The organism is Streptomyces sp. NPDC055078 (genome assembly GCF_053607985.1).
The window spans coordinates 1-25,550 of sequence record NZ_JBSGUP010000047.1 but is presented as its reverse complement, the minus strand read 5'-3'; the positions used below and the strand labels follow the sequence as shown (position 1 = coordinate 25,550).

Below are 25,550 nucleotides of genomic sequence, written 5' to 3'. Positions count from 1 at the left end.
GGGCCCTGAGCCCCGGCCGGAGGTCACTCCGGCTGGTTCTCGGGGCCGCCGAAGTCGGGGCTGGTGAAGTCCGGGCTGGTGAACGTGGGGCGCTGGCCCGTCGTCGAGCCCGCGCTCGGGCTGGAGTAGTCCGGGCCGCTGTATCCGACCTTGGGTATCCGGCTCACCGGGCGCGGTGGTGCCGACGAGGTCGGGTCGGAGCTGGGGTCTTCCAGGGCGGCCCGGAAGAAGGGCAGGATGCCCCGCTCCACCAGGGCGTGCCGCCAGGCGTCCTTGGCGCGGGCGACCTCGTCGGGCAGTTCGCCGGTGATCTCCTCGGCGGGTACCTGTGTCGCGCTGTTGCGCAGGGCGGTGAGCAGCAGGCCGACCGCGGCGAACAGTATGGCGGCGGCCGTGAGCGCCACGAAGAACCAGCCCGCGGAGACCATGGCCGTCGCGAAGGAAGGGGTGGGTTCGAGCATCTTCAGGATGTAGCCGACGAGCAGGAAGATCAGCGCCGCTGTCCCGGCGAGCACCGGGGCCAGTACGGTGATGACGGCCCCGAGTCCGGCGCCGTGCCCGGCCGGATCGTCGCCGGCGGGGCTCAGCACGGAGTCCCGCATGGACTGTGCGGCCGACGGGGCGCGCGCCTCCTCGCGGATTTTCACATAGTGGTCGTACTCGGCGGCGGCGGCGGAGGTGATCAGTGCCGTCGCGTTCATGGCCATCGTGCGCAGCTGCTCGGCGTTCAGCCGCTGTCCGACGGCAGCGAGATCCGGTCGGTCATGGGCGTTGCGCAGCGCGTCGTCGAGGGCCCGCTCGTATTCGGCGCGGTCCTCGGTCAGCAGGTGCGGAGCGCTGTTCATGTGCATCCCCCGATGCTCCGTGGCGCCCGGGTTGCCCGGACAGGCCCGGGCGGCCGAGCGGAAACGGAGGAGAGCCTGCTACGGATAAGCCGATGGTAGAGCGGTTACGGCACGGGGTGACAGGGGGTTTCGGTAAATCGGGTGCCCGGCTTTGCTCAATCGGGTAGCGGGAGTTGGACAACAAGGAGTTTTCCGGCCATGGTGACGCCGCCGTCCATGGCGATCGCGAGGCCGTCCGCGTAGACATGAGGGCCCTCGACGACCGGGCGCTCGTCGTCCTCGCCGTCCTCCGTGCCCACTTCGCCCAGCAGATACGGAATGGGGCTGTGACCGTGCACGACGCGGTTGCCGCCGTAGGTCGAGAGCAGTTCGTGGACGGCCTGGGGGCCGCCCTCGTCACGGAAGGCGAAGCGTTTGGTGAGCTTGCGGAACAGATCCCAGCACTCGTCGGCGTCATTGCGGGTGAGGATTTCGTGAACGGTGTCGTTGACGTCCTCGATGGTCAAGCCGTATTCGAGGTACGCCGTCGTATCGGAGTGCATCAGCAGATGCCCGTCCTCCTCGACCACCGCGTCGAGGCGGGCCATCCACTGGAGGTGGACGTCCTGGAGCCGGTCCATATCGGCCTTCTGGCCACCGTTCAGCAGCCAGGCCGCCTGGAAGGTGGCGGTGCCGGCGCCGGAGTTGACCGGAGTGTCGCCGAACCGCTTGGCGCCGAGCAGCAGCAGTTCATGATTACCCATCAGGGCCTTGCAGTAGCCGCCGGCGGCGGCGGCCTCGGCGGAGAGCCGCATGACGAGGTCGATGACGCCGATGCCGTCGGGGCCGCGGTCGGTGAAGTCGCCGAGGAACCACAGCCGGGTGTTTCCCGCCGCCCACTGGCCGTCCGGGCCGATGAGGCCCTGGGCGGTGAGGGCGGCGACGAGTTCGTCGAGATAGCCGTGGACATCGCCCACGACATAGAGCGGGCCGAGGCTGTCCGGCGCGGGCTCGGCCGGTTCGGTCTGGATCTGGACCGTGTCGCCCGGACCACGGCGCTGGATCACCGGCAGGTCCCGGGCGGTGGGCGTGTAGCCGTCGGGCAGCTCACCCTCCGGCACGGCATTGCCGGGGTGCGTGAAGCTCGGGGTTGTGACGCCGGACTCGGATGTTCCCGACTGAACGGGCACCTGTGCGTACGGAGGGACACGGAAATCGCGCAATGTCGCCGTCCGCACCACGGGTCCCTGACTGGCCCCCTGAGTCATCGACCCCTCCACCACCGTCGCGCCGCCGTTCACCTCTCGGCCCAGCCTGGTCAGGGAGGGCCGCGGTGTCGTGCGCCCATCATAGGAACGAGGTCCGTGCTGTGTGACGCACCAGGGGTGGTGAATCCGTCCGCACCCCTGACGCGTCGGTCGTTTCGTCCCAAATAGTGAGGTCTAGGGCGTGTTTCGAAAGTAGCGCCGTCCGCCCGGCAGGCCAGGTGGGACTTTCGAAACCTGCCCTAGTCCGGTGTGGGTGAGCGCGGCGCGCTCACCGTCGTCCGTGGTGAACGGCGCTGTGAGGACGTCCGGACGATCAGTTCGGTCGGTATCACCTGCTCGACCGGCCGGTCTTCGTTGACTCCCTCGATGGCGTCGATGAGGAGCTGGACGACGGCCGTGCCGATACGGCGCGGTTTGAGCGAGAGGGTGGTGATGGGGGGTTCGGTCGTGGCGTACACGGTCGATTCGCTGCAGCAGACGAGCAGCAGATCCTCGGGGACGCGCAGGCCGTACCGCCGGGCGGCGGCGAGCAGATCGGTGCCATTGGGGTCGAAGAGGCCGTATACGGCATCCGGTCGGTCGGGCCGGGCGAGCAGCCGGTCGGCCGCGACGGCTCCGGCGCACGGGTCGTGGGCGGGGTAGGACTCGTAGACCGGGTCCTGGCCCACGCGTTCGCACCAGCTCAGATAGGCGGTGGTGGACAGACGGGTGTAGGTGTCGGTGGTGGTGCCGGTCAGGAGCCCGATTCTGCGGGCGCCGGCGTCGGCGAGATGGTCGAGCAGATCGAGTACGGCTGCCTCGTGGTCGTTGTCGACCCAGGCGGTGACCGGGAGGGTTCCGGCCGGACGGCCGTCGGAGACGACCGGTAATCCCTGGCGGACGAGTTCGGCGACGACCGGATCGTGGTCGGACGGGTCGATCACGATGGTGCCGTCGAGAGCGACGTTCGACCAGACGTCGTGTCGCGAGGTGGCGGGGAGGATCACCAGCGCGTAGCCGCGTGCGAGCGCGGCGGATGTCGCGGCTCTCGCCATTTCGGCGAAGTACGCGAACTCCGTGAAGGTGAAAGGTTCATCCCCGTATGTGGTCACCGTCAGGCCGATGAGCCCCGACTTGCCGGTGCGGAGTGTGCGGGCCGCGGCCGATGGGCGATAGCCCAGCCGGTCGGCGACCTCGCGGACGTGTCTGCGGGTGGCGTCCGGGAGCCGACCCTTTCCGTTGAGCGCGTCCGAGACAGTCGTAATGGATACACCGGCTGCGGCGGCGACGTCTCGGATGCCCGCCCGACCTTGCCGGTGCCCCCGGCGGGATGTGTCCGTCCGGCTCACCTGGTGCTTCCCTGCTGCTGTCATGGCGAGCCGATAGTAGGGCTCGCGTGGGCGGTTGGGCCGGTCGCATATTCACTCGTTGACAGGCACGTTTCTGCATGATCATAACCCATCAACTGCCTTGGAAAATAAAGGAGTTGAACGTTACACCTAAGCCGTCTGGGGTGTCTGGCCGCATCAACCTGCCGAATGGTCGATGTTTCGAAGAGGTCTCAACTCACCTCTACGGGGGATGCGCGCCACGGAGCGAGCCACCGGCGTGCGCCAGGGATCTGAGCGCTCCCCCCTCTTTTCCGGCTCCTGTGGGGCCTTCGGGCCGGCCTGGGCGAGGCTCGTGGACCGGGCCCGCGAGGGCCCCCGGACCCGCTCCGGTGGGGGTTGTGGTGCCGGGCTCCGCGGGGTCCGGGGCTTGGGGTCCCGCGCGGGGGCATACGCGGGGGATATACGCACCGCTCGGCCCCGGGTTGTGCGGATTGATCCGCTCCGGCCATTCGCAGCGGACGGGAATCCTCATATGGTGAGGAGTATTGGTTCCGAGGTGAGATTCCGCGGTGATACGAACGGTCGAGGAGGACCTGCGGTGAGCGAGACGAGCCCCAAGCTGCGCGCCGAGTTGGACGGCATTCCCACCTACAAGCCGGGCAGGCCGGCCGCGGCCGGCGGCCCGGCCGCGTACAAGCTGTCGTCCAATGAGAACCCCTATCCGCCGCTGCCCGGTGTGATGGAGACGGCGATCGCCGCGGCGCACGGGTTCAACCGCTACCCGGACATGGCCTGCACCGGGCTGATGAATGAACTGGCGGACCGGTTCGGGGTGCCGCTGGAGCATCTGGCCACCGGTACGGGATCGGTGGGGGTCGCCCAGTCGCTGGTGCAGTCCACCTCGGGCCCGGGTGACGAGGTCATCTACGCATGGCGGTCCTTCGAGGCGTATCCGATCATCACACAGATCAGCGGGGCGAAGGCGGTGCAGGTGCCGCTGACCGCGGGTGATGTGCACGACCTGGACGCGATGGCGGACGCGATCACCGAGCGGACCCGGCTGATTTTCGTCTGCAACCCCAACAATCCGACCGGCACGGTGGTGCGCCGGGCCGAGCTCGAGCGGTTCCTCGACCGGGTGCCATCGGATGTGCTGGTGGTGCTGGACGAGGCGTACCGGGAGTTCATCCGCGCCGCCGAAGGCGGGGACGGGGGGGTGCCGGACGGCATCGAGCTCTACCGGGATCGTCCCAATGTCGCGGTGCTGCGTACCTTCTCCAAGGCGTACGGCCTGGCAGGGCTACGGGTCGGTTTCGCGATCGCGCACGATCCGGTGGCCGCCGCGCTGCGTAAGACCGCGGTTCCGTTCGGGGTGTCGCAGCTCGCCCAGGACGCGGCGGTCGCGTCGCTGCGGGCGGAGGACGAGCTGCTGGGCCGGGTCGGTTCGCTGGTCGCCGAGCGCACCCGGGTGCACGAGGGGCTGGTCAAGCAGGGCTGGACCGTGCCCGAGACCCAGGCGAACTTCGTCTGGCTGCGGCTGGGCGACCGTACGTCCGACTTCGCCGCGGCCTGCGAGGCGGCGGGTGTCATGGTGCGGCCGTTCGCGGGGGAGGGCGCCCGGATCACCATCGGGGAGCCGGAGGCCAACGACCTCTTCCTGCACGCCGCGGACGCGTTCCGCAAGAAGATCGAGGCGAGCTAGCCCGTCTCGCGCAGATCAGCCCTCGGGCCCGGACCGTTTCAGGTCCGGGCCCGTTTCGGTATGCCCGGCACCGTGCGCTCCGCCGGGGTCTGGCCCTGATTCGCCCGGATCCGGCCGAAAGGCACCCCCCGGTCATCGGTGTGGTTTTCGTATGAGCCATAATGCTTGTGAATGTGAACGCGTTCACAAGCGTGTCCTGTTCATCCCGCAATAACTGGGATTAGTCAGGCAAACTGCCGCTCGACCTCGTCGATGTAAGGAGATGACGACGTGGACCTGGCTCTGGCGCCGGAGACTTTGGCGCGATGGCAGTTCGGCATCACCACCGTCTACCACTTCCTCTTCGTCCCTCTGACGATCTCTCTCGCCGCACTGACCGCGGGCCTCCAGACGGCCTGGGTCCGCACGGAGAAGGAGAAGTACCTCAAGGCGACGAAGTTCTGGGGCAAGCTGTTCCTGATCAACATCGCCATGGGTGTCGTCACCGGGATCGTGCAGGAGTTCCAGTTCGGTATGAACTGGTCCGACTACTCCCGCTTCGTCGGCGATATCTTCGGCGCCCCGCTCGCCTTCGAGGCGCTGATCGCCTTCTTCTTCGAGTCCACCTTCATCGGGCTGTGGATCTTCGGCTGGGACAAGCTGCCGAAGAAGATCCATCTGGCCTGTATCTGGATGGTCTCGATCGGCACGGTCTGCTCCGCGTACTTCATCCTGGCCGCCAACTCCTGGATGCAGCACCCCGTGGGCTACCGGATCAACGAGGAGCGCGGCCGGGCCGAACTGACCGACTTCTGGCGGGTGCTCAGCCAGGACACCGCGGTCAGCCAGTTCTTCCACACCATGACCTCCGCCTTCCTGGTCGGTGGCGCGTTCATGGCCGGAATCGCCGCCTTCCATCTGGCTCGCAAGAAGCACATCCCCGTGATGCGCAGCTCGCTGCGGGTCGGGCTGGTCACCGTGGTCATCGCCGGAGCGCTCACCGCCATCAGCGGTGATGTCCTCGGCAAGGTCATGTACCGGCAGCAGCCGATGAAGATGGCGGCGGCCGAGGCGCTGTGGGACGGCGAGGCGCCCGCGCCCTTCTCGATCTTCGCCTACGGAGATGTCGACGAGGGCCACAACAAGGTCGCCATAGAGGTCCCCGGGCTGCTGTCCTTCCTGGCCAAGGGGGACTTCGAGTCCTTCGTGCCCGGGATCAACGACATCAACAAGGCGGAGCAGGAGAAGTACGGTCCGGGCGACTACCGCCCCAATATCCCGGTCGCCTACTGGGGCTTCCGCTGGATGATCGGCTTCGGGATGGCGTCCTTCTCCATCGGACTGCTGGGACTCTGGCTCACCCGCAGAAGGTTCCTGCTGCCCGAAGCGCTGCGGACCGGCGAGGACGAGGTGCCGAAACTGGTCCTCCTCCGGAAGAAGGCGCTGGGGCCGAAGCTCACCAAGTGGTACTGGATCATCGCGCTCTGGACCACGACCTTCCCGCTGATCGCCACCTCCTGGGGCTGGATCTTCACCGAGATGGGCCGGCAGCCCTGGGTGGTGTACGGAGTGCTGCGCACCAAGGACGCGGTCTCCCCCGGCGTGTCCCAGGGCGAGGTGCTCACCTCGATGATCCTCTTCACCCTGCTCTATGCGGTGCTCGCCGTCATCGAGGTCAAGCTGCTGGTGAAGTACATCAAGGCAGGGCCGCCCGAGCTGACCGAGGCCGACCTCAATCCGCCCACCAAGATCGGCGGCGATGACCGTGACGCCGACCGGCCGATGGCCTTCTCGTACTGAGGCCCTGAGGAGCTGCTGAGGCATGGAACTTCACAACGTCTGGTTTGTCCTCATCGCCGTCCTGTGGATCGGCTACTTCTTCCTCGAAGGGTTCGACTTCGGGGTCGGTGTCCTGACCAAGCTGCTCGCCCGTGACCGGACCGAGCGACGGGTGCTGATCAACACCATCGGGCCCGTGTGGGACGGCAACGAGGTGTGGCTGCTGTCGGCGGGCGGCGCGACCTTCGCCGCGTTCCCCGACTGGTATGCCACCCTCTTCTCCGGCTTCTATCTGCCGCTGCTGCTCATTCTCTTCTGTCTGATCGTGCGCGGAGTGTCCTTCGAGTACCGGCACAAGCGGCCGGAGGACCGGTGGCAGACCAACTGGGAGCACGCCATCTTCTGGACCTCGCTGCTGCCGGCGTTCCTGTGGGGTGTGGCCTTCGGCAATATCGTGCGGGGCGTGAAGATCGACGAGCAGAAGGAGTACGTCGGCAATGTCTTCGACCTGCTCAACGCCTACTCCCTCCTCGGCGGACTGGTGACGCTCTCCCTCTTCACCTTCCACGGCGCGGTCTTCGTCGCGCTGAAGACACTGGGGGACATCCGGACCCGGGCCCGTGCGCTGGCGCTCAAGCTGGGACTGCTCACCGCCGTACTGGCGCTCGGCTTTCTGAGCTGGACCCAGATCTCGCGCGGTGACGGGACCAGCCTGGTCGCGATGATCATCGCGGTGGTGGCGCTGGTCGCCGCGATCGGGGCGAATCAGGCCGGGCGGGAGGGCTGGTCGTTCGCCTTCTCCGGAGTGACGATCGTGGCCGCGGTTGGCATGCTCTTCCTGACCCTGTTCCCGAACGTCATGCCGTCCTCGCTCAACGAAGCCTGGAACCTGACGGTCACCAATGCCTCGTCCACCCCGTACACACTCAAGATCATGACCTGGCTGGCTCTGATCGCGACCCCGCTGGTCATGCTCTACCAGGGCTGGACGTACTGGGTGTTCCGCAAGCGGATCGGTACGCAGCACATCGCCGATGCTCACTAGTGGGGGATGTTTCACGTGAAACCGATCGACCCGCGTCTGCTCCGGTACGCCCGGGCCACCCGTGGCTTCCTTCTCGCCGTGGTGCTTCTCGGACTTGTCGGGGCGGCGCTGGTCGTCGCCCAGGCGATGCTGATCGCCGAGGTGGTGGTGGGCGCCTTCCAGAAGGGGTTCTCCGCCTCCGATCTGGTGACGCCGCTGATCCTGCTGGCGGCCGTCGCGACCGGACGGGCGGCGGTCTCCTGGCTGACCGAACTCGCCGCCCACCGCGCCAGCGCCGCCGTCAAGTCCGAACTGCGGAGCCGACTGCTGGCCCGTGCCGCCGAACTCGGCCCCGGCTGGCTCAGCGGTCAGCGCACCGGGTCGCTCGTGGCCCTCGCCACCCGGGGCATCGACGCCCTGGACGACTACTTCTCGCGCTATCTGCCGCAGTTGGGCCTCGCGGTCGTCGTACCGGTGGCGGTGCTGGCGCGGATCGTCACCGAGGACTGGGTCTCCGCCGCGATCATCGTGGTGACCCTGCCGCTGATCCCGCTCTTTATGATCCTCATCGGCTGGTACACCCAGACCCGGATGGAACGCCAGTGGGGGCTGCTGTCCCGGCTCTCGGGTCACTTCCTGGATGTGGTCGCAGGGCTGCCCACCCTCAAGGTCTTCGGACGGGCCAAGGCGCAGGCCGAGTCGATCCGGTCGATCACCTCGGAGTACCGGCGGGCCACCATGCGCACGCTGCGGATCGCCTTTGTCTCGTCCTTCGCGCTGGAACTGCTCTCCACCCTCTCCGTGGCACTGGTGGCCGTCACCATCGGGATGCGGCTGGTCCATGGGGACATGGATCTCTACACCGGTCTGGTCGTCCTGATTCTGGCCCCCGAGGCATATCTGCCGATCCGGATGGTGGGGACGCAGTATCACGCGGCGGCCGAGGGGCTCTCGGCCGCCGAGGAGATCTTCGCGGTACTGGAGACCGAACCGTCCGGGGGCGGTGCGGGCGTCCTGGCGGAAGGGGTGCCCGGGGGTGGTGCCGGTGCCGGTGCCGGTGCTTCGGGGGCAGGGGTGCCCGGGGGTGGAAGCGGCGGCGGTACGCGGGCTGTGCCTGCCGCGCCGCGTCTGGAACTCGACGCGGTGACCGTACGCCACGCCGGTCGCGCCGAGCCTTCCCTCGACACGGCCTCGCTGGTGGTGGAACCGGGGGAGACCGTCGCCCTCGTCGGGCCGAGCGGTATCGGCAAGTCCACGCTGCTCGATGTACTCCTCGGCTTTGTGTCACCCGCCGATGGCCGGGTCCGGATCGATGACACCGACCTCAAGGACCTCGACCTCGACCACTGGCGCGAACAGATCGCCTGGGTGCCCCAGCGGCCGTATCTGTTCGCCGGGACGGTCGCCGAGAACGTACGGCTGGCACGGCCGGACGCGGACGACGAGGCCGTACGGGACGCGCTGCGGGAAGCCGGGGCGTACGACTTCGTTCGGGCCCTCCCCCGGGGCGCGGACACGGTCATCGGCGAGGACGGGGCGGGGCTCTCCGCTGGGCAGGGGCAACGGCTCGCGCTGGCACGGGCGTTTCTGGCGGACCGGCCGGTGCTGCTGCTCGATGAGCCGACGGCCGCGCTGGACGGCGAGACCGAGGCCGGGATCGTCGAGGCCGTCCGGCGGCTGACGGCGGGCCGGACCGTGCTGCTGGTCGTCCACCGGCCGGCGCTGCTGGCGGTGGCGGACCGGGTGGTCGCACTCTCCCGGCGCCCGGCCGCGGACCCGGAGCCCGTTCGGACACACGCGCCCGTGACCGGTCCGGCCGGTGGCCCGGCTCCCCCACCCGCGGAGGACGGCTACCGGCTCACCGAGACCTCCGCCGCCGACGGGTCCCCGGTACTCACCCGGGTCCGGCAGGCCGCCGGGGAACAGCGGGCGCGGTTCTGGCTCGGACTGCTGCTGGGCAGCCTCGCACTGGGATCGGCCGTCGGGCTCATGGCCGTCTCCGGCTGGCTCATCTCCCGCGCGTCCGAACAGCCGCCCGTCCTCTATCTGATGATGGCCGTGACGGCGACCCGCGCCTTCGGTATCGGCAGGGCGGTCTTCCGGTACGCCGAACGGCTCGTCTCCCACGACGCGGTGCTGCGGATGCTCGCCGAACTGCGCGTCGCGGTCTACCTGCGCCTGGAGCGGATCGCCCCGGCCGGACTGCGGCAGCGCAGGCGCGGCGATCTGCTCTCCCGGCTCGTCGCGGACGTCGACGCCCTCCAGGACTACTGGCTGCGCTGGCTGCTGCCCGCCGGCTCCGCCGCCGTCGTCTGCGCCGGGGCCGTCGGGTTCACCGCCTGGCTGGTGCCCGAGGCCGGAGCAGTGCTCGCCGTGGGGCTGCTCGTCGCCGGGGCGGCCGTCCCGCTGCTCAGCGGAAGGGTCGCACGGCGGGCCGAGCGACAGCTCGCCCCGGCCCGGGGAGCCCTGGCCACCCGGCTCGTCGACCTGCTGCACGGCATGGCCGAACTGACCGTCGCCGGAGCGCTGAAGGAGCGCCTCCGAGGGGTCGGGGAGGCCGACCGGCAGCTCACCCGGATCGCCTCGCGCGGCGCCGCCGCCACCGCGCTCGGCAGCGGCCTCTCCACCCTCGCCTGCGGGCTGACCGTCGTGTTCGCCGCGCTCGCCGGGGTGGGGGCCGTACGGGACGGGCGCCTCGACGGGGTGTCCCTCGCGGTCGTGGTGCTCACCTCGCTCGCGGCCTTCGAGGCGGTCACCGGGCTGCCGCTCGCCGTCCAGTGCCGGCAGCGCGTCAAGCGGAGCGCCGAGCGGGTGTACGAGGTGCTCGACGCGCCCGTCCCCGTACGCGAGCCGGAGCGGCCGGCGGCCACGCCCGCGACGGCGTTCCCCCTGGAGGTGCGGGCGCTGCGGGCGCGCTATGCCGGACAGGGCGCGGACGCGCTCGACGGACTCGATCTCACACTCACGGCGGGCAAGCGCATCGCCGTCGTCGGGGCGTCGGGCTCCGGCAAGACCACCCTCGCGCAGGTGCTGCTGTGCTTCCTGGACGCCCGGGCGGGGACGTACACGATCGGCGGAGTGGCCGCGGACGGCCTCGACGGGGACGCGGTCCGCCGGTTCGTCGGGCTGTGCGCGCAGGACGCGCACCTCTTCGACAGTTCCCTGCGGGAGAACCTGCTGCTCGCGCGCGTCGACGCGACAGAGGACGAACTGCGGCGGGCGCTGGCCGACGCCCGGCTGCTGGAGTGGGTCGACGCCCTGCCCGAGGGGCTGGACACCCTGGTGGGCGAGCACGGCGCGCAGCTCTCCGGCGGCCAGCGGCAGCGCCTCGCCCTGGCCCGCGCGCTGCTGGCCGACTTCCCCGTACTCGTCCTGGACGAGCCCGCGGAGCACCTCGACCTGGCGACGGCCGACGCGCTGACGGCGGATCTGCTGGCGGCGACCGAGAGCCGGACGGCACAGGGAACGGCGACCGTGCTGATCACCCATCGGCTGCAGGGGCTCGACGCGGTCGACGAGGTCGTCGTACTGGAGGAGGGACGGGCCGTGCAGCGGGGCCCGTACGCGGAGCTGATCGTCACCGAGGGGCCGCTGCGGCGGACCCTGGAACGCGAGCGGGCCGCCGATCTGCTCGGGGCACGGCTCACACCGGCCGGCGGGTGAGCCGGGGGCGGGTATCGGGTACGGGGGTTCGGCGGGTCGGTCGGGACAGGGCTCGGCTGGATGCCGGGAGGTTCGGTGGGCCGGGTCGGGACAGGGCTCGGCCTGTGGGCCAGGGGGCGCCGGGGGGGGGGCGTGGCGTCGGCGTTCCGGGGGCCGACTGTCCTGCGCCCGAGCGCTGCCCGGCAGCGCCCCGGCGCCGTCGACAGCCGACTTTCCCCGTTAAATGGGAATTACTAGGCTCAAGGGCATGACAGTGCCCGAACCGAAGGAATCGCCGGAATCACCGGATTCATCCGGACCCATCGGTTCATCCGGTGGCACGGGCCCGTTCCCGCCGCTCGCCTCCGTTGATCACGATCCGGCGGAACCCCGCCCGGCCGAGCGGGGGCGGGACGAACCCGGCCGGGAGCAGGGGCGGGCGGAGGGCGGCGAGGCGGACCCGCACCGGGGCGAGGGCCACGTCCCGGATGGACGTCGGGCCGAGCAGGGCCCGGCGGAATCCGGCCCGGCGGAACCTCGCCCGGCGGAATCCGGTCCGGCCGAGCGGGGCCCGGCCGAGGGCGGCGGGGTCAAGGGCGGCGCGGTCGGCCCGTACCAGGCCGAGGACAGCGCCCCGGACCCGCACGCCGTGAAGGATCCGCTCGAAGCCGCGACGCAGGCGACCCGCAGCCTCCAGGGGCTGTCCACCGAACTCACCGCCCGGGTCCCGCAGCTCCTGGAGGCGATGCGTTCCGTAGGCACCGGGCTGGAACTGCACTCCACACTCGACCGGATCTGCGAGACGGCCGCCGAACTCGCCGACGCCCGCTATGCCGCCATCGGCGTCGTCGACGAGGAGGGCAGGGGCCTCTCGGACTTCGTGACGTACGGCGTCGGCGAGGATGTGGCCCAGCGGATCGGCCGCCGGCCCGACGGCCAGCGCGGGCTCCTCGGCGCGCTCATCCACGACCCCGCCCCCGTCAGACTCGCCGATCTGACCTCGGACCCGCGCTTCGCCGGATTTCCCCCGGGTCACCCGCCGATGCGGACCTTCCTCGGCGTCCCGATCCGGGTCCAGGGGGAGATCTTCGGCAATCTCTATCTGGCCGAGAAGAACGGCGGCGGCGAGTTCAACGACTACGACCTCCATATGGTCCGCGTCCTCGCCACCGAAGCCGGGATCGCCATCGGCAACGCCCGGCTCTACGAGGCCGCCCGTCAGCGCGAGCGCTGGATCGACGGCTCCGTCGCCGTGACCACCGCCCTGCTCTCCGGCGGCGATGCGGAGGACGCCCTGGCCGTCGTCGCCGAGCAGGCCCGCAGGCTCGCCGACTCCGCCGCCGGGATCGTGATGCTGCCCGCCAAGGAAGGCGGGCTTGAGATCGTCGCGGTCGCCGCCGACCACCCCGTGAACTCCCTGGGGCGGGTCATCTCCCCGGAGAGCCCGGTGGTCGCCAGGCTGCTGGCCGGTGAGGCGGTGTTCGTCGCGGACGCGGCGACCGACCCGCGCGTGATCACCAAACTGGCCGGGCGCTACGGGCCGAGCATGATGCTGCCGCTGCAGAGCGGCGGGCGGGTGCTCGGCGCACTCGCCACCCCCCGGACGCGCGGTGCACGGCAGTTCAGCGAGGCGGAACGGACCCTGGCCACCCAGTTCGCCTCCCAGGCCGCGCTCGCGTTGATCATGGCGGAGGCCCAGCGCGACCGGGAGCGGCTCGCGGTGTACGAGGACCGCGACCGGATCGCCCGCGATCTGCACGACCTGGTCATCCAGCGGCTGTTCGCGACCGGGATGATGCTGGAGGGTGCCCAGCGCCGATCGATGGTGCCCGCAGTCCAGGACGGTGTGGGCAAGGCGGTCGACGAACTGGACGTGACCATCCAGGAGATCCGTACCGCCATCTTCGCCCTTCAGCAGGGCCCGGCCGAGGCTCCCTCCGGGCTGCGCACCCGGGTGCTGCGCGAGATCAATATGGCCGCCGTGCCGCTGGGCTTCAAACCGGGGCACCGCTTCCTCGGCGCGGTCGACACCGTCGTCAGCGAACTCACCGGCAAGAATCTGATCGCGGCGCTGCGGGAGGCGCTGTCCAACGCGTTCCGGCACGCCGAGGCGTCCCGTATCGATGTGGTCGTCGACGCCACCGTGAAACTCCCCGACGGCGCCGATGGCGTACGGCTCACCGTCGCGGACGACGGGGTCGGCATCCCGGACGGCGGCCGGCGCAGCGGGCTGCGCAACCTCGCGCGGCGGGCGGAGTCGCTCGGTGGATCGAGCGTCTGCGGTCCGGGGATCGGGGAGGGCGGCCGGGGGACGACGGTGCGCTGGGAGGCACCGCTGTAGGTTCCGCGCTGCCGCCAGGTCGTGCCGACCCGGGGGCCCTGGCGGTCGTGCCGGGACCTCGCCGGGTCGTGCCCCGGGCCCCGCCGGGTCCGCCCCAGGTCCGGTCGGCCTCCGCGCAGGTCGGATGGTGGGCCAGGTGGCCGTACGACACCCGGGGGGTACCGGGATTCGCGGCCCCGGCGAGTGACGATTCGTACATGCGCCTGAGACACCGCGACCGGCCGTTGCTCGCCACGGTGGCGCTGTGTGTGCTGCTGTCGGCCGCCCCGGCCGCCCCGTCAGTGGCCCTGGCGTCCGAACGGCTGCCCCCACCCCCGCCCGGCGCGGTCGCCGACCCGGTCGCCGGCCCGTCCCACAGCCCGTCCCACAGCCCGTCCCACGGCCCTTCCCACGGTCCGGATATGAGCACCGACGCCGCGGTGATGCGGCTGTACGAGGAGGTGGCGGCAGCCACCGCCGCGTATGAACGGGGACGGCGCGCGGCCGAGGCGCGGCGCGTCACCGCGGGCAGGCTGCAGGGGCTGCTCGACCGCAGGCGGCGGGAGCTGGCCGCGATGCACGATGCCATGGGCGCCGTCGCCCGCGCCCAGTACCGTACGGGCGGCCGGCTCGCGTTCACCGCCCGGCTGCTGCTCGCCAGGGACCCCGACGAACTGCTGCGCGGACGGCGGTACGCCCGGCAGGCGGAGGCGGCCGTGAGCCGGCTGATCGGCAGCGTCCACCGGGCGGAACAACGGCTCTCCTCCGCCCAGCGGCGTGCCCGCGCCGCCTGGCACGACCTCGATACGCGCAACGCGCGGCTGGCGGCGGTGAAGCGGAGAATCGAGACCAGGCTGGAGAGCGCGCAGTGGACGCTCCAGGGGGAGGCGGATCGCAGGGTCGCGGCGGGCAAGTGCGCCGGTGCCGTACGGCTCGACCGGCGCGACGGCGTTCCGCCGATGAGCGCCTGGGTGACGCCCGTGGAGATGTTCGAGCTGTCCGCCGGGTTCGCCAGCGCCGGTGAGCGCTGGGCCCGCCGCCACACCGGACAGGACTTCGCGGTCGGTATCGGTGCGCCGGTGCGGTCGGTCGGTGCGGGCCGGGTGCGGTCCGTGTCCTGTGGTGGCGCCTTCGGCATCGAGATCGTCGTGGCGCATCCCGGCGGGTACTACACGCAGTACGCGCACCTCGCGTCGATCTCCGTCGACCAGGGCGAGAAGGTACGCGCCGGGCAGGTGATCGGGCTGGCCGGCACGACGGGGAACTCGACGGGTCCCCATCTGCACTTCGAGGTGCGGCTCACCCCCTATCTGGGGTCGGGGGTGGACCCGGCGGAGTGGCTGCGCGAGCGGGGCGTACGACTGGAGCCGACCGCCGCGCCTGGTCCTGGTCCTGGTCCTGGTCCTGGTCCCGACCCTGATCCGGACCGGGCGTCGGCGCCCGCGTCTCCGGGGCGGGGTGGGGGGTGAGGTTCGCCGCGCCGACGCCCCGGTGCGGCTGGTGGCCGCCGTCCACCAGGTCGGGCCGGATCGGGGGCTCCGGCCCCACGTCAGGACTTCGGGGGCTGGACGGGCCTATCGTTCCAGGTCCCGCAGGATCCGCTCGATGACGACCGCGACACCGTCCTCGTTGTTGGCGACGGTCCGCCCCGAGGCCGCGGCGATCACATCCGGGTGGGCGTTGCCCATCGCGTAGGAGGTGCCCGCCCAGGTCAGCATCTCCACGTCGTTCGGCATGTCCCCGAAGGCGACGACCTGATCGGCGGAGATGCCCCGCTCGGCGCAGCAGAGCGCAAGGGTGCTGGCCTTGCTCACCCCGAGGCCGCTGATCTCCAGCAGTGCCGACGAGCTGGACCGGGTGAAGGACGCGAGGGTGCCGACGGTCGTACGGGCCAGGGTGAGGAACGCGTCCGGCTCCAGCTCCTGGTGGTGGGCGAGCAGTTTGACCACCGGGGCACCGATTCCCGGCTCCTCCTCGCGCAGCAGCTTCTCGGCGATCGCGACGATGGTTCCGGCGTCGAACCACAGCGGCGGATAGGCCGGTTCGTGGTGGAAGCCCGAGGTCGTCTCGACGGCGAAGGAGGTCCCGGGGGCGGCGGTGCGCAGGGCGTTCACGACATCGAGGGCCGTGGTCCGCTCCAGGGCGTTGACCTTCAGCAGCCTTCCGCCGTCGCGGAGATCCACCACGGCGGCGCCGTTGGCGCAGATCGCCAGGCCGTGACCGTGGACATGATCGCTGACGACGTCCATCCAGCGGGGCGGGCGGCCTGTGACGAAGAAGACCTCGACACCGGCCTCCTCGGCGGCGGCGAGGGCGGCGACGGTGCGTTCCGATACGGATTTGTCGTCCCGCAGCAGAGTGCCGTCCAGGTCGGTGGCGATCAGCCGGGGGGCTGCGGGCAGCGCGCGGGGATCGATAGCTGAGGTCACCTGTTCATTCTCCCGTATGACTCGCACGGGCGTGCGGAAGGTCGCACATCTGAGTGCCCGGACCGATGGCCGGGGGAGCGCGGGGGGCGGGCGTTCGTGCCGTGGGGGCGTGGAGCGGGCGCGGCGACCGCACCACGGACCCGGCCACCCGCGCGCGGGCGGGTCGTCGAGCCGCACCGGGCGCAGCGCCGGGAGGAGACCCGGACACCCGCGCGCGGGCGGCCCCGGGGGACGGCCCCCTGGGGTACGGGAGGCCGGTGACCGTACGATGTGCGATATATGGTGATCCGGGGCGATATGGCTGCCTGGCAGTGACGGGCGGGTGTGGCCCCGGAGGCTCCCGCAATCGGGCCCGGGAGGCTCCGGCAAGCGGTGTGCGGGGGCGGCGCGGCCCCACGTACGCTCGACGGCATGCGTCTGAGCACTGTGATCCTCCCTGTCCGCCCCTGGCACAGCGGTGGCCGTGACGAGTGGCAGCGTGCCGAACAGCTCGGCTTCCACACCGCGTACACCTATGACCATCTGTCGTGGCGTACCTTCCGCGACGGCCCCTGGTACGGCGCCGTCCCGACGCTGACCGCCGCCGCCGGAGTCACGGAGCGGATACGTCTGGGCACCTTGGTCACCTCGCCGAACTTCCGCCACCCGGTCACCCTCGCCAAGGAGCTGATCTCCCTCGATGACATCTCGGGCGGGCGGGTCACGCTCGGTATCGGCGCGGGCGGTATGGGCTTCGACGCGACCGCGCTGGGGCAGAAGGCATGGACGCCGAGGGAACGGGCCGATCGGTTCGATGAGTTCCTGCCGCTGCTGGACCGGCTGCTGACCGAGGATTCCGTGACCTCCGACGGGAGCTTCTACTCGGCGGTGGAGGCCCGCAACATCCCGGGCTGTGTGCAGCGGCCCCGGCTGCCGTTCGCGGTCGCCGCGACCGGGCCGCGCGGTATGAGGCTCGCGGCGCGGTACGGCCGGGCCTGGGTGACGACGGGCGACCCGAAGATCTTTGAGACGGGCACCCCGGAGGAGTCGCGTGCGGCGCTGCGGGGGCAGATCGCCAGGCTCGGCGAGGCGTGCGCGGACGTCGGCCGTGAGGCCGATGAGATGGAGAAGGTCCTGCTCACGGGCTTCACACCGGACCGGGACGCTCCGATGGCCTCGCTGGACGCCTTTGTGGATTTCGCGGGCAGGCACTTCGCGCTGGGCTTCACGGAGATCGCGATCCACGCCCCGATTCCGGACTCGGACTTCGCGGCGGATCAGCGGGTCTTCGAGCAGATCGCCACGGAGGGCCTCACCCAGCTCGCCCGCTGAGCCAATCCCGGCCCCCTCCCGGCCCCGCCCCCCGCCCTCCTCCCGCCGCTTCCGGCCGGTACGCCTTCGCCCCGTCCGGTTCGTCCTGCCCGGGTTCGTCCTGCCCAGCTGTTCCGCCCACCGCGTCCGCCCGTAACCGGCCGATCAGGTCGACCCGCGTTCGGCTCGACCTGGTTCGGCTCGACCCGCGCTCGGAGTGGCCCGCGCTCGGAGTGGCCCGCGCTCGGAGTGGCCCGGCGATATGGCTCCGCTTCTGCTCGACCCGATCCGCCCTCGAAGAAAATTCCGCTCCATAGGTTTGATCCACAGCCAAGTATAGTTATCCACAGGGGAATTGAGGATTCTGTGGACAACTCCCGGCCTTATCCACCCTCTTGATCAACTTCCCTGGGTTTCCCGTCCCTTGCGGCCAGCGCGTCCAAGGTCCGCGCCCGTACTTCCCGTTCGGCCGCCGCCGCGATGAAGGCCGCGGTGTTCCGGGGGCCAACCAGGGCCCGAACCGCACGGATTGTCTCGGGGGGCAGGGCTATGGAACGGGGCTCGGGGCCTGCCGGAGGGGGGCCGTCCGCTGTCAGATGGCGATGGAGGTGGCGGGTGGCGAAGGTCCGCATGGCTCGCGCCAGTTCGGCGTCCACCGTCTGCTGGGCGAGTGGGCGCAGCCGTCGCACCAGCGCCGCCGCTTCGGCCGCGTCCGCGTCGGTCGGCGGGCGATGGCCGAGATAGCGGGCGAATACGTGCTCGGTCGTGAACTCCAGGAAACGGGCGGCGATGTGCTCCACCTGGCCGCGAAGCTCCCTGAGATGTCCGGAGATTGCGGGCAGGGGAACTCCGGCCGCGTGCAACTCCACGGCCACGGAAAGCTCTTGGGGGCTGGGTACCAGGAACTCGTCGTCCCGGTCCGCGATGGGCTCCAGCACCCCCAGCTCCACCGCCTCCGCGATCACCGCGACCACCGCGTCGTCCGGCGTACCGCCGAATCTCGCGTTCAGCTCTGCCCGGGTGATCCGCGCGGCCTCCTCGTCCGTCCACGGCCCCTGCACCTCGGCGACCAGACCGAGCACCCCGCCCAGTCCCCTCCCGGCGTCCCACGCCTCCAGCAACTCCTTGATCGAGGCGAGGGTGTAGCCCCGGTCGAGGAGATCGGCGATCTGTCGCAGCCGGGCGAGATGGGTGGGGCCGTACACATTGGACCGGCCGCGCCGCTCCGGCTTCGGCAGCAGCCCGCGGTCCTGATAGGCGCGGATCGTACGGACCGTGGCACCGCTGAGGTGGGCGAGATCCTCGATCCGGTACTCGGCGGCCGACAGCTCGGCTCCGCCGCCGGCCCCGGTGCTGGTCCCGCCGCTGGACCTGCCGCCGGTCCCGGTGCTGGTCCCGGTGCCAGGCTCGGTGGCGGCGTCGGTGCCGATGGACCCGCGGCCGGCCCCGGTGCGGCCGGGGCCCGATGTCCCCCGCGCACCCCCGGACCCCTGGCGCCCTTGTACGCCCGGCGCTTCCGCGGCGCTCACAGCGGGGGGTCCACTCTGGCGATCGCCCGCAGTGCCCTGGGGCTGAAGCGGGACAGCAACAGCGCGCCCCGGGCTTCCGGAGTCACCGGCACCACCGCCTGGTTGCGCACGACCGCGCGCAGGATCGCGTCGGCGACCTTCTCCGGCGGGTAGTCGCGCAGTCTGTACAGCAGGGCGGACTTCCGCTGCCGGCGCTTCTCCTCGTCCGCGTCGACGCCGATGAACCGCGCGGTGGACGTGATGTTCGTCTGCACGATCCCCGGGCAGACCGCCGACACCCCGATGCCCTGGCTCGCCAGCTCGGCCCGCAGACACGCGCTGAGCATCAGCACCGCGGCCTTGGATGTGCTGTACGCGGGCAGGGTCTTCGACGGCAGATAGGCGGATGCGGAGGCGGTGTTGACGATATGGCCGCCCTGACCGCGCTCGGCCATCTGCGCGCCGAAGAGCCGACAGCCGTGGATGACGCCCCACAGATTGACGTCGAGAACCCGCTTCCACTCCTCGGTGCCGGTCCGCAGGAAGGGCCCGGCGAGCCCGATGCCCGCATTGTTGACCAGGACGTCCACCACGCCGTGTTCCGTGGCCACCTCTTCGGCGAGCTTCTCCATCGCGTCCCCGTCGCTGACATCCACCCGTACCCCCCAGGCCGCCGGAGCGCCGGTCCCCCGGGACAGCTCCGCGACCCTGGCCGCGCCCCCGGCGTCCCGGTCCACGGCCACGATCCGCGCTCCCGCCCTGGCGAACGCGAGCGCCGTGGCCCGCCCGATACCGCTGGCCGCGCCCGTCACCAGGACGAGCTGTCCGCCGAACCGCTCGGCATACGGTCCGGTCGCCACGGATCTCCCCGCTCCCGGACCGGCTGCCCTGCCGGCCCCGCCTGTCCTGCCCCTGCTGCCTGATCTGGCCGTCCTGTCCGTCTCAGCCGTCCCGTCCATACCAACCGTCTCTACGGGGGTGTCCTCAAGGACGGCGGCGAAGTCGCCGATCCAGGCCGCCAGCTGGTCCGGCCGGGTGCGCGGCGCCCAGTGTCCGACGGGCAGCGAGCGCCGGGTCAGCCGTGGTGCCCAGGTGCCCAGCTCGTCGTAGAGCCGCTCGGAGAGGAAGGCGTCGCCGGTCGGGGTGATCAGCTGTACGGGCACCAGGGCATAGGCGTCGGAGCGGGGGCGGCGCAGCCGGGCGCGGACATTGTCGCGGTAGAGCCAGGCGCCGTGGGCCGCGTCCCGGGGGAGCGACGGCGTCGGGTAGTCATCGCCGGGAACCTTCTCCATCCACTGGAGGATCCTCGGCCACTGCCTGCCCAGCGGGCCGCGCCAGGCCAGCTCCGGAAGCACCGGCGTATGCAGCAGACCGATGTACCAGGACTTGGCGCCCTGGCCGATGAGCTGGCCGACGCGCCGGGGGGTCGGCCGGCTCGTCCGCTTTCTGATCCACTGCCCGAAGTGGTCGAGGGACGGCCCGGAGATCGAGGTGAAGGAGGCGATACGGCCCTCGGCGCGGCGGACGGTGACGAACTCCCAGGACTGCACCGACCCCCAGTCATGGCCCACCAGATGCACCGGCCGGTCCGGGCTCACCGCGTCCGCGACCGCCAGGAAGTCGTCCGTCAGCTTCTCCAGGGTGAAGCCGCCCCGCAGCGGATTCGGGGCGGTCGAGCGCCCATGGCCCCGTACGTCGTACAGCACCACATGGAACCGGGCGGCCAGCCGTCCGGCGACTCCCGACCAGACCTCCTTGCTGTCCGGATAGCCGTGCACCAGCAGCACGGTCGGCTGCGCGGGGTCGCCCAACTCGGCGACACACAGCTCGATTCCGCCCGTACGGACCCAGCGCTCTCGCGCACCCTTGAGACTCACGCCGACTCCTCACCTGGCCAGCAATGTGACACGTGATGAATGTGACACTGATGAATGTGACAATGCCCGGCGGCTGCGTCAAGTGGGTGCGCCAGCCTGTGGATAACGACCGGGAGAGCGGTACTTCCGGCGGACTGTGCCCCCAGCTCGCTGTCCTCTTTCGTAGGGACCCCCTACGGGTCCGTACCTCTGGAGTCGGACACGGATCCAGCCGCCAGGTCTGACGTCGGTTGTGTCGTACGCCACTACCTTCGAGGTGTGACTGTGATCGCGACCGAAAGCCTGAGCAAGCGGTTCCCCAGGGTGACCGCTCTTGACCGGCTCTCGTTGGACATCGGACCCGGTGTGACCGGCCTGGTGGGCGCCAACGGAGCCGGCAAGTCCACGTTGATCAAGATCCTGCTGGGTCTGTCCCCCGCTACGGAAGGCCGGGCCGCGGTGCTCGGTCTCGATGTCTCCACCAGCGGTGGCGCCATCCGGGAGCGGGTGGGCTATATGCCCGAGCACGACTGTCTGCCGCCCGATGTCTCGGCCACCGAGTTCGTCGTCCATATGGCGCGGATGTCGGGGCTGCCGCCCGCCGCCGCCCGGGAGCGCACCGCGGACACCTTGCGGCATGTCGGCCTCTATGAGGAGCGATATCGACCGATAGGCGGCTACTCGACCGGTATGAAGCAGCGAGTGAAGCTCGCGCAGGCCCTGGTCCACGACCCCCAGCTTGTCCTCCTGGACGAGCCGACCAATGGCCTCGACCCGGTCGGCCGCGACGAGATGCTCTCGCTGATCCGGCGCATCCACACCGACTTCGGCATCTCGGTCCTGGTGACCTCGCACCTCCTCGGTGAGCTGGAGCGCACCTGTGACCATGTCGTCGTGATCGACGGCGGTTCGCTGCTGCGCTCCAGCTCCACCAGCGACTTCACCCAGATGACCACGACGCTCGCGGTCGAGGTCACCGACACCGACGAACACCCCGACGGCACCGGCGTACTGCGGAAGCAGCTCGCGGCGGCCGGACTCACCATCCACGCGGGTGTGGAGGACGGACTGCCCGGAGCGGGTCACATCCTGCTCGTCGAGGCGTCCGGCGAGGAGACGTACGACGTCGTACGCGACACCGTCGCCGCACTCGGCATCGGCCTGGTCCGGATGGAACAGCGCCGCCACCACATCGCCGAGGTCTTCCGCCAGGAGGCGGACCGGACCGAGGGCCGGCCGGATGCGGCGGAGGGGACGGCAGGACCGATGGCCGGGCACGCCGCAGGCCAGCCCTCAGGGAACGCCCCGGGCCAGCCCTCACGGCAGGCAGCGGGACACGCGGCGGACCAGGGCGGCACCCCGGGCGCCGGTCAGGCGACGGAGGTGCAGTCCCGATGAACACACAGCGCACGCAGAGTACCCAGAGCGCGCGGAGTACCCAGCGCCCCCAGAGCACGCAGGGCGCGCAGCCCTCCGGGGCCGCCCCCGAGACCACCCGTATCCACAACATCGGATACCGGAACTACGACGGCGAGCGGCTCGGCCGCGCCTACGCCCGCCGTTCGCTCTTCGTCCAGTCCCTGCGCGGCGCCTTCGGTCTGGGCCGGTCGGCCAAGTCCAAGGTGCTGCCGATGATCCTCTTCGGGGTGATGTGCGTACCGGCGGCGATCATCGTCGCGGTCGCCGTCGCCACCAAGGCCGACAAGCTCCCCCTGGAGTACACGAACTACGCGATCGTCACCCAGGTGATCATCGGACTCTTCCTGGCCTCGCAGGCGCCGAACTCCGTCTCCCGCGATCTGCGGTTCAAGTCGGTGCCCCTCTACTTCTCGCGTCCGATCGAGCGGATCGACTACGTGCTCGCCAAGTACGGCGCGATGGCGTCGGCGCTCTTCATCATCACCGCCGCGCCGCTGCTGATCCTCTACATCGGCGCGCTGCTCGCGAAGATGGGCGTGGCCGACCAGACGGAAGGGCTGGCCCAGGGCATGGCATCCATCGCGCTGCTGTCCGTCCTCTATGGCGGAATCGGCCTGGTGCTGGCCGCGTTCACCCCGCGCCGCGGCTTCGGCGTCGCCGCCGTGATCGCGTCGCTGACCATCTCCTACGGCGCAGTCTCCACCGTCCAGGCGATCGCGGCGGAGACCGATGCGACCGGCGCGGTCCAGTGGTTCGGCCTGTTCTCGCCCGCCACGCTCATCGACGGAGTGCAGACCGCGTTCCTCGGAGGCACCTCCAACTTCCCGAGCGAGGCAGGGCCCGGCGCCGGTGTCGGAGTGATCTATCTGCTTGTCGTTCTCGCACTGATCGCCGGTTCGTACGGCGTCCTGATGCGCCGCTACCGAAAGGTCGGGCTGTGACCACCATCAGCATCGAGCACACCTCGCGGTGGTTCGGAAACGTCGTGGCCGTCAATGACGTCACGATGACCATCGCCCCGGGCGTCACCGGTCTGCTCGGCCCCAACGGCGCGGGCAAGTCCACGCTCATCAACATGATGGGTGGTTTCCTCGCCCCCTCGACGGGAAGCGTCACGCTCGACTCCAAGCCGATCTGGCGCAATGAGTCGGTCTACCGGCAGATCGGCGTCGTACCGGAGCGGGAAGCGATGTACGACTTCCTCACCGGTCGCGAATTCGTCGTCGCCAACGCGGAACTGCACGGCCTGGGCGGCAAGGAGGCGCAGCACGCGCTCGCCACCGTCGAGATGGAGTACGCGCAGGACCGCAAGATCTCGACGTACAGCAAGGGCATGCGGCAGCGCGTGAAGATGGCGTCCGCCCTCGTCCACGAGCCGTCCGTGCTGCTCCTCGACGAGCCCTTCAATGGGATGGACCCGCGCCAGCGGATGCAGCTCATGGATCTGCTGCGGCGGATGGGGGCCGCCGGCCGTACGGTGCTGTTCTCCTCGCACATCCTCGAAGAGGTCGAACAACTGGCCTCGCACATCGAGGTGATCGTGGCCGGACGCCATGCCGCGTCCGGCGACTTCCGCAAGATCCGCAGGCTGATGACGGACCGTCCCCACCGCTATCTCGTCCGCTCCAGCGACGACCGGGCGCTCGCCGCCGCCCTGATCGCCGACCCGTCCACGGCCGGTATCGAGGTCGACCTCACCGAGGGCGCGCTGCGGATCCAGGCCGTCGACTTCAGGCGGTTCACCGAGCTGCTGCCCCGGGTCGCCCGGGAGCACTCCATCCGCCTGCTCACGGTCTCGCCGTCCGACGAGTCCCTTGAGTCGGTCTTCTCGTACCTCGTAGCGGCCTGAAAGGAGCTGTGACGTCATGTACAACCCCACAGTCGCCCGGCTCACCTATCGGGCCGTGCTCGGCAGGCGCCGTGCCGCGATTCTGTTCGTCCTGCCCGCGCTGCTGCTGGTCATCGCGGTCGCGGTCCGCTCGTTCAACGGTGTGGACGACCAGATCGCCGCCGATGTGCTCGGCGGATTCGCCATCGCCTCGATGGTGCCGCTGATCGGTGTGATCGCGGGCACCGGGGCGATCGGGCCCGAGATCGACGACGGCTCGATCGTCTATCTGCTCGCCAAGCCGGTGAAACGGCCGACGATCATCTTCACCAAGCTGATCGTCGCGATCGCCGTGACCATGGTCTTCTCCGCGATCCCCACCCTGATCGCGGGCTTCATCCTCAACGGCAACGGTCAGCAGGTCGCCATCGCGTACACCGTCGCGGCCCTGGTCGCGTCGATCGCCTACAGCGCGCTGTTCCTGCTCATCGGCACGATCAGCCGGAACGCGGTCGTCATCGGGCTGATCTACGCGCTGATCTGGGAGTCCCTGTTCGGCAGCCTGGTGCCCGGCGCGCGCACACTGAGCGTGCAGCAGTGGGCCCTCTCGCTCGCCGAGGAGATCGGCGGGGAGGGCCTGATCGGCTCGGACGTCGGCCTGCCGCTGGCGGTGGTGCTGCTCGCGGCCGTCACGGCGGCGGCGACCTGGTACGCGGGGCAGAAGCTGCGGGTGCTGAAGCTCGCGGGCGAGGAGTGAGGTGTTGGCGCTTCGGTGTCGTGTGAGGTGTGGTGTGAGGTGTGACGCCTCGGCGTGGCGTGAGACGTAGCGCTCTGGCTCGGTGCGAGCGGCCCCCGTTCCTCCCCGGAGACTCTCCGGAGGGCGGGGGCCTCGTCGTGGCCCGTCCGGCGTGTGGGGCGCCCGACCGGGGCCCGGGGGAAATTCGGTGGCGTTGATTCGCCCTGACAGGGAGAGTGGTTGAGCCGGGCGTACGTCTGTACGGCCGGTGGCTCTACCGGGAGAGGAACGCGACGACGACCGCGTGTACGAGCGCGAGTCCGTCGAGTTCCCCGCAGGGCAGCGCCGGGCGGCAGGACGCGGAGTAGCCACCGATGGCTCCGCGAACCGCCTGCGAGTGGTTGCCCGGGGGCGGTCGCTTCGAGCGCGCGTCATGCGCGGACCGTCCCTTCCCGGAGAGCGGGGCCCTTGGGCGGGCGGCAGGACCGTGCACTGCGGGGTGCGGCTGCCGGTGTCTCCGGGTCCCCGTGTTCGGTGCACCTGCGGGTGGGTTGCTCGGCGTCTGGCTGGTGGGAAGGCACGGCCTTCGGCCGTGTCCTCAAGCGCCGGACGGGCTGGAGTGGCTTGGTCCCCAGT

The 25,550-nt window shown here is 70.6% G+C and carries 18 protein-coding genes; 11 read left to right on the top strand and 7 right to left on the bottom strand.

Features of this window, described 5'->3' with window-relative positions:
* Positions 1-23: 23 nt before the first annotated feature.
* The 3 genes from ACWF94_RS06940 to ACWF94_RS06930 all read right to left on the bottom strand — a co-directional run bounded on the left by ACWF94_RS06940 (position 24) and on the right by ACWF94_RS06930 (position 3,444).
* Entirely contained in the window at positions 24-851 is an 828-nt protein-coding gene (locus ACWF94_RS06940; RefSeq protein WP_453485443.1) for a hypothetical protein, read from the bottom strand.
* A gap of 149 nt (positions 852-1,000) precedes the next feature.
* Positions 1,001-2,092, bottom strand: coding sequence for a metallophosphoesterase (locus ACWF94_RS06935; RefSeq protein WP_453485441.1), 1,092 nt, complete (start codon positions 2,090-2,092; stop codon positions 1,001-1,003).
* Between the two features lie 239 nt (positions 2,093-2,331).
* A complete protein-coding gene (locus tag ACWF94_RS06930; RefSeq protein ID WP_453485440.1) occupies positions 2,332-3,444 on the bottom strand; it encodes a LacI family DNA-binding transcriptional regulator in 1,113 nt (370 codons plus the stop codon).
* A 556-nt stretch (positions 3,445-4,000) separates the two neighbouring features.
* On the opposite strand from ACWF94_RS06930, the gene hisC reads away from it, so the two are divergent.
* The 4 genes from hisC (at position 4,001) to cydD (ending at position 11,549) form a co-directional block, all read left to right on the top strand.
* Positions 4,001-5,104, top strand: coding sequence for a histidinol-phosphate transaminase (hisC, locus tag ACWF94_RS06925; protein ID WP_453485438.1), 1,104 nt, complete (start codon positions 4,001-4,003; stop codon positions 5,102-5,104).
* Positions 5,105-5,374: 270 nt separating this feature from the next.
* Entirely contained in the window at positions 5,375-6,883 is a 1,509-nt protein-coding gene (locus tag ACWF94_RS06920) for a cytochrome ubiquinol oxidase subunit I (protein ID WP_453485436.1), read from the top strand.
* A 22-nt stretch (positions 6,884-6,905) separates the two neighbouring features.
* Complete coding sequence (cydB, locus tag ACWF94_RS06915; RefSeq protein WP_453485434.1) at positions 6,906-7,907, top strand: cytochrome d ubiquinol oxidase subunit II; 1,002 nt, start codon at positions 6,906-6,908, stop codon at positions 7,905-7,907.
* Positions 7,908-7,922: 15 nt separating this feature from the next.
* Positions 7,923-11,549, top strand: a complete 3,627-nt coding sequence (cydD, locus tag ACWF94_RS06910; RefSeq protein ID WP_453485432.1) for a thiol reductant ABC exporter subunit CydD — start codon at positions 7,923-7,925, stop codon at positions 11,547-11,549.
* Between the two features lie 307 nt (positions 11,550-11,856).
* Here the strand turns inward: cydD and ACWF94_RS06905 are convergent, their stop codons facing one another.
* On the bottom strand, positions 11,857-12,174 hold the full coding sequence (locus tag ACWF94_RS06905; protein WP_453485431.1) for a hypothetical protein: 318 nt from the start codon (positions 12,172-12,174) through the stop codon (positions 11,857-11,859).
* A gap of 3 nt (positions 12,175-12,177) precedes the next feature.
* Between ACWF94_RS06905 and ACWF94_RS06900 the strand changes: the two genes are divergently transcribed.
* Positions 12,178-13,869 (top strand): sensor histidine kinase, encoded by a 1,692-nt coding sequence (locus ACWF94_RS06900; RefSeq protein ID WP_453485429.1) that lies wholly within the window; start codon positions 12,178-12,180, stop codon positions 13,867-13,869.
* A 197-nt stretch (positions 13,870-14,066) separates the two neighbouring features.
* Positions 14,067-15,317 (top strand): peptidoglycan DD-metalloendopeptidase family protein, encoded by a 1,251-nt coding sequence (locus tag ACWF94_RS06895; protein WP_453485427.1) that lies wholly within the window; start codon positions 14,067-14,069, stop codon positions 15,315-15,317.
* Positions 15,318-15,422: 105 nt separating this feature from the next.
* Here the strand turns inward: ACWF94_RS06895 and ACWF94_RS06890 are convergent, their stop codons facing one another.
* Entirely contained in the window at positions 15,423-16,277 is an 855-nt protein-coding gene (locus tag ACWF94_RS06890; protein WP_453485425.1) for a Cof-type HAD-IIB family hydrolase, read from the bottom strand.
* Between the two features lie 411 nt (positions 16,278-16,688).
* Here ACWF94_RS06890 and ACWF94_RS06885 point away from each other — a divergent pair, with 411 nt between their 5' ends.
* Positions 16,689-17,588: an LLM class flavin-dependent oxidoreductase gene (locus ACWF94_RS06885; protein WP_453485424.1), complete on the top strand. Its 900-nt coding sequence runs from the start codon at positions 16,689-16,691 to the stop codon at positions 17,586-17,588.
* Between the two features lie 362 nt (positions 17,589-17,950).
* Here the strand turns inward: ACWF94_RS06885 and ACWF94_RS06880 are convergent, their stop codons facing one another.
* Both ACWF94_RS06880 and ACWF94_RS06875 read right to left on the bottom strand, forming a co-directional pair.
* Positions 17,951-18,895 carry a MerR family transcriptional regulator gene (locus tag ACWF94_RS06880; protein ID WP_453485445.1) on the bottom strand — a complete coding sequence of 315 codons (945 nt, stop codon included), beginning with the start codon at positions 18,893-18,895 and terminating at the stop codon, positions 17,951-17,953.
* A 197-nt stretch (positions 18,896-19,092) separates the two neighbouring features.
* Positions 19,093-20,952, bottom strand: coding sequence for an SDR family oxidoreductase (locus tag ACWF94_RS06875; protein WP_453485422.1), 1,860 nt, complete (start codon positions 20,950-20,952; stop codon positions 19,093-19,095).
* Between the two features lie 264 nt (positions 20,953-21,216).
* Here ACWF94_RS06875 and ACWF94_RS06870 point away from each other — a divergent pair, with 264 nt between their 5' ends.
* From ACWF94_RS06870 to ACWF94_RS06855, 4 genes are read left to right on the top strand one after another with little or no spacing between them, the layout of a single operon-like run.
* Complete coding sequence (locus ACWF94_RS06870) at positions 21,217-22,329, top strand: ABC transporter ATP-binding protein (RefSeq protein ID WP_453485420.1); 1,113 nt, start codon at positions 21,217-21,219, stop codon at positions 22,327-22,329.
* Positions 22,326-23,291 (top strand): ABC transporter permease, encoded by a 966-nt coding sequence (locus tag ACWF94_RS06865; RefSeq protein WP_453485418.1) that lies wholly within the window; start codon positions 22,326-22,328, stop codon positions 23,289-23,291. The genes ACWF94_RS06870 and ACWF94_RS06865 overlap by 4 nt, the downstream gene beginning before the upstream one ends.
* Positions 23,288-24,199: an ABC transporter ATP-binding protein gene (locus ACWF94_RS06860; protein WP_453485417.1), complete on the top strand. Its 912-nt coding sequence runs from the start codon at positions 23,288-23,290 to the stop codon at positions 24,197-24,199. Before ACWF94_RS06865 ends, ACWF94_RS06860 begins: the two co-directional genes overlap by 4 nt.
* A 16-nt stretch (positions 24,200-24,215) precedes the next feature.
* Entirely contained in the window at positions 24,216-24,935 is a 720-nt protein-coding gene (locus tag ACWF94_RS06855; RefSeq protein WP_453485415.1) for an ABC transporter permease, read from the top strand.
* Positions 24,936-25,550: the final 615 nt, after the last annotated feature.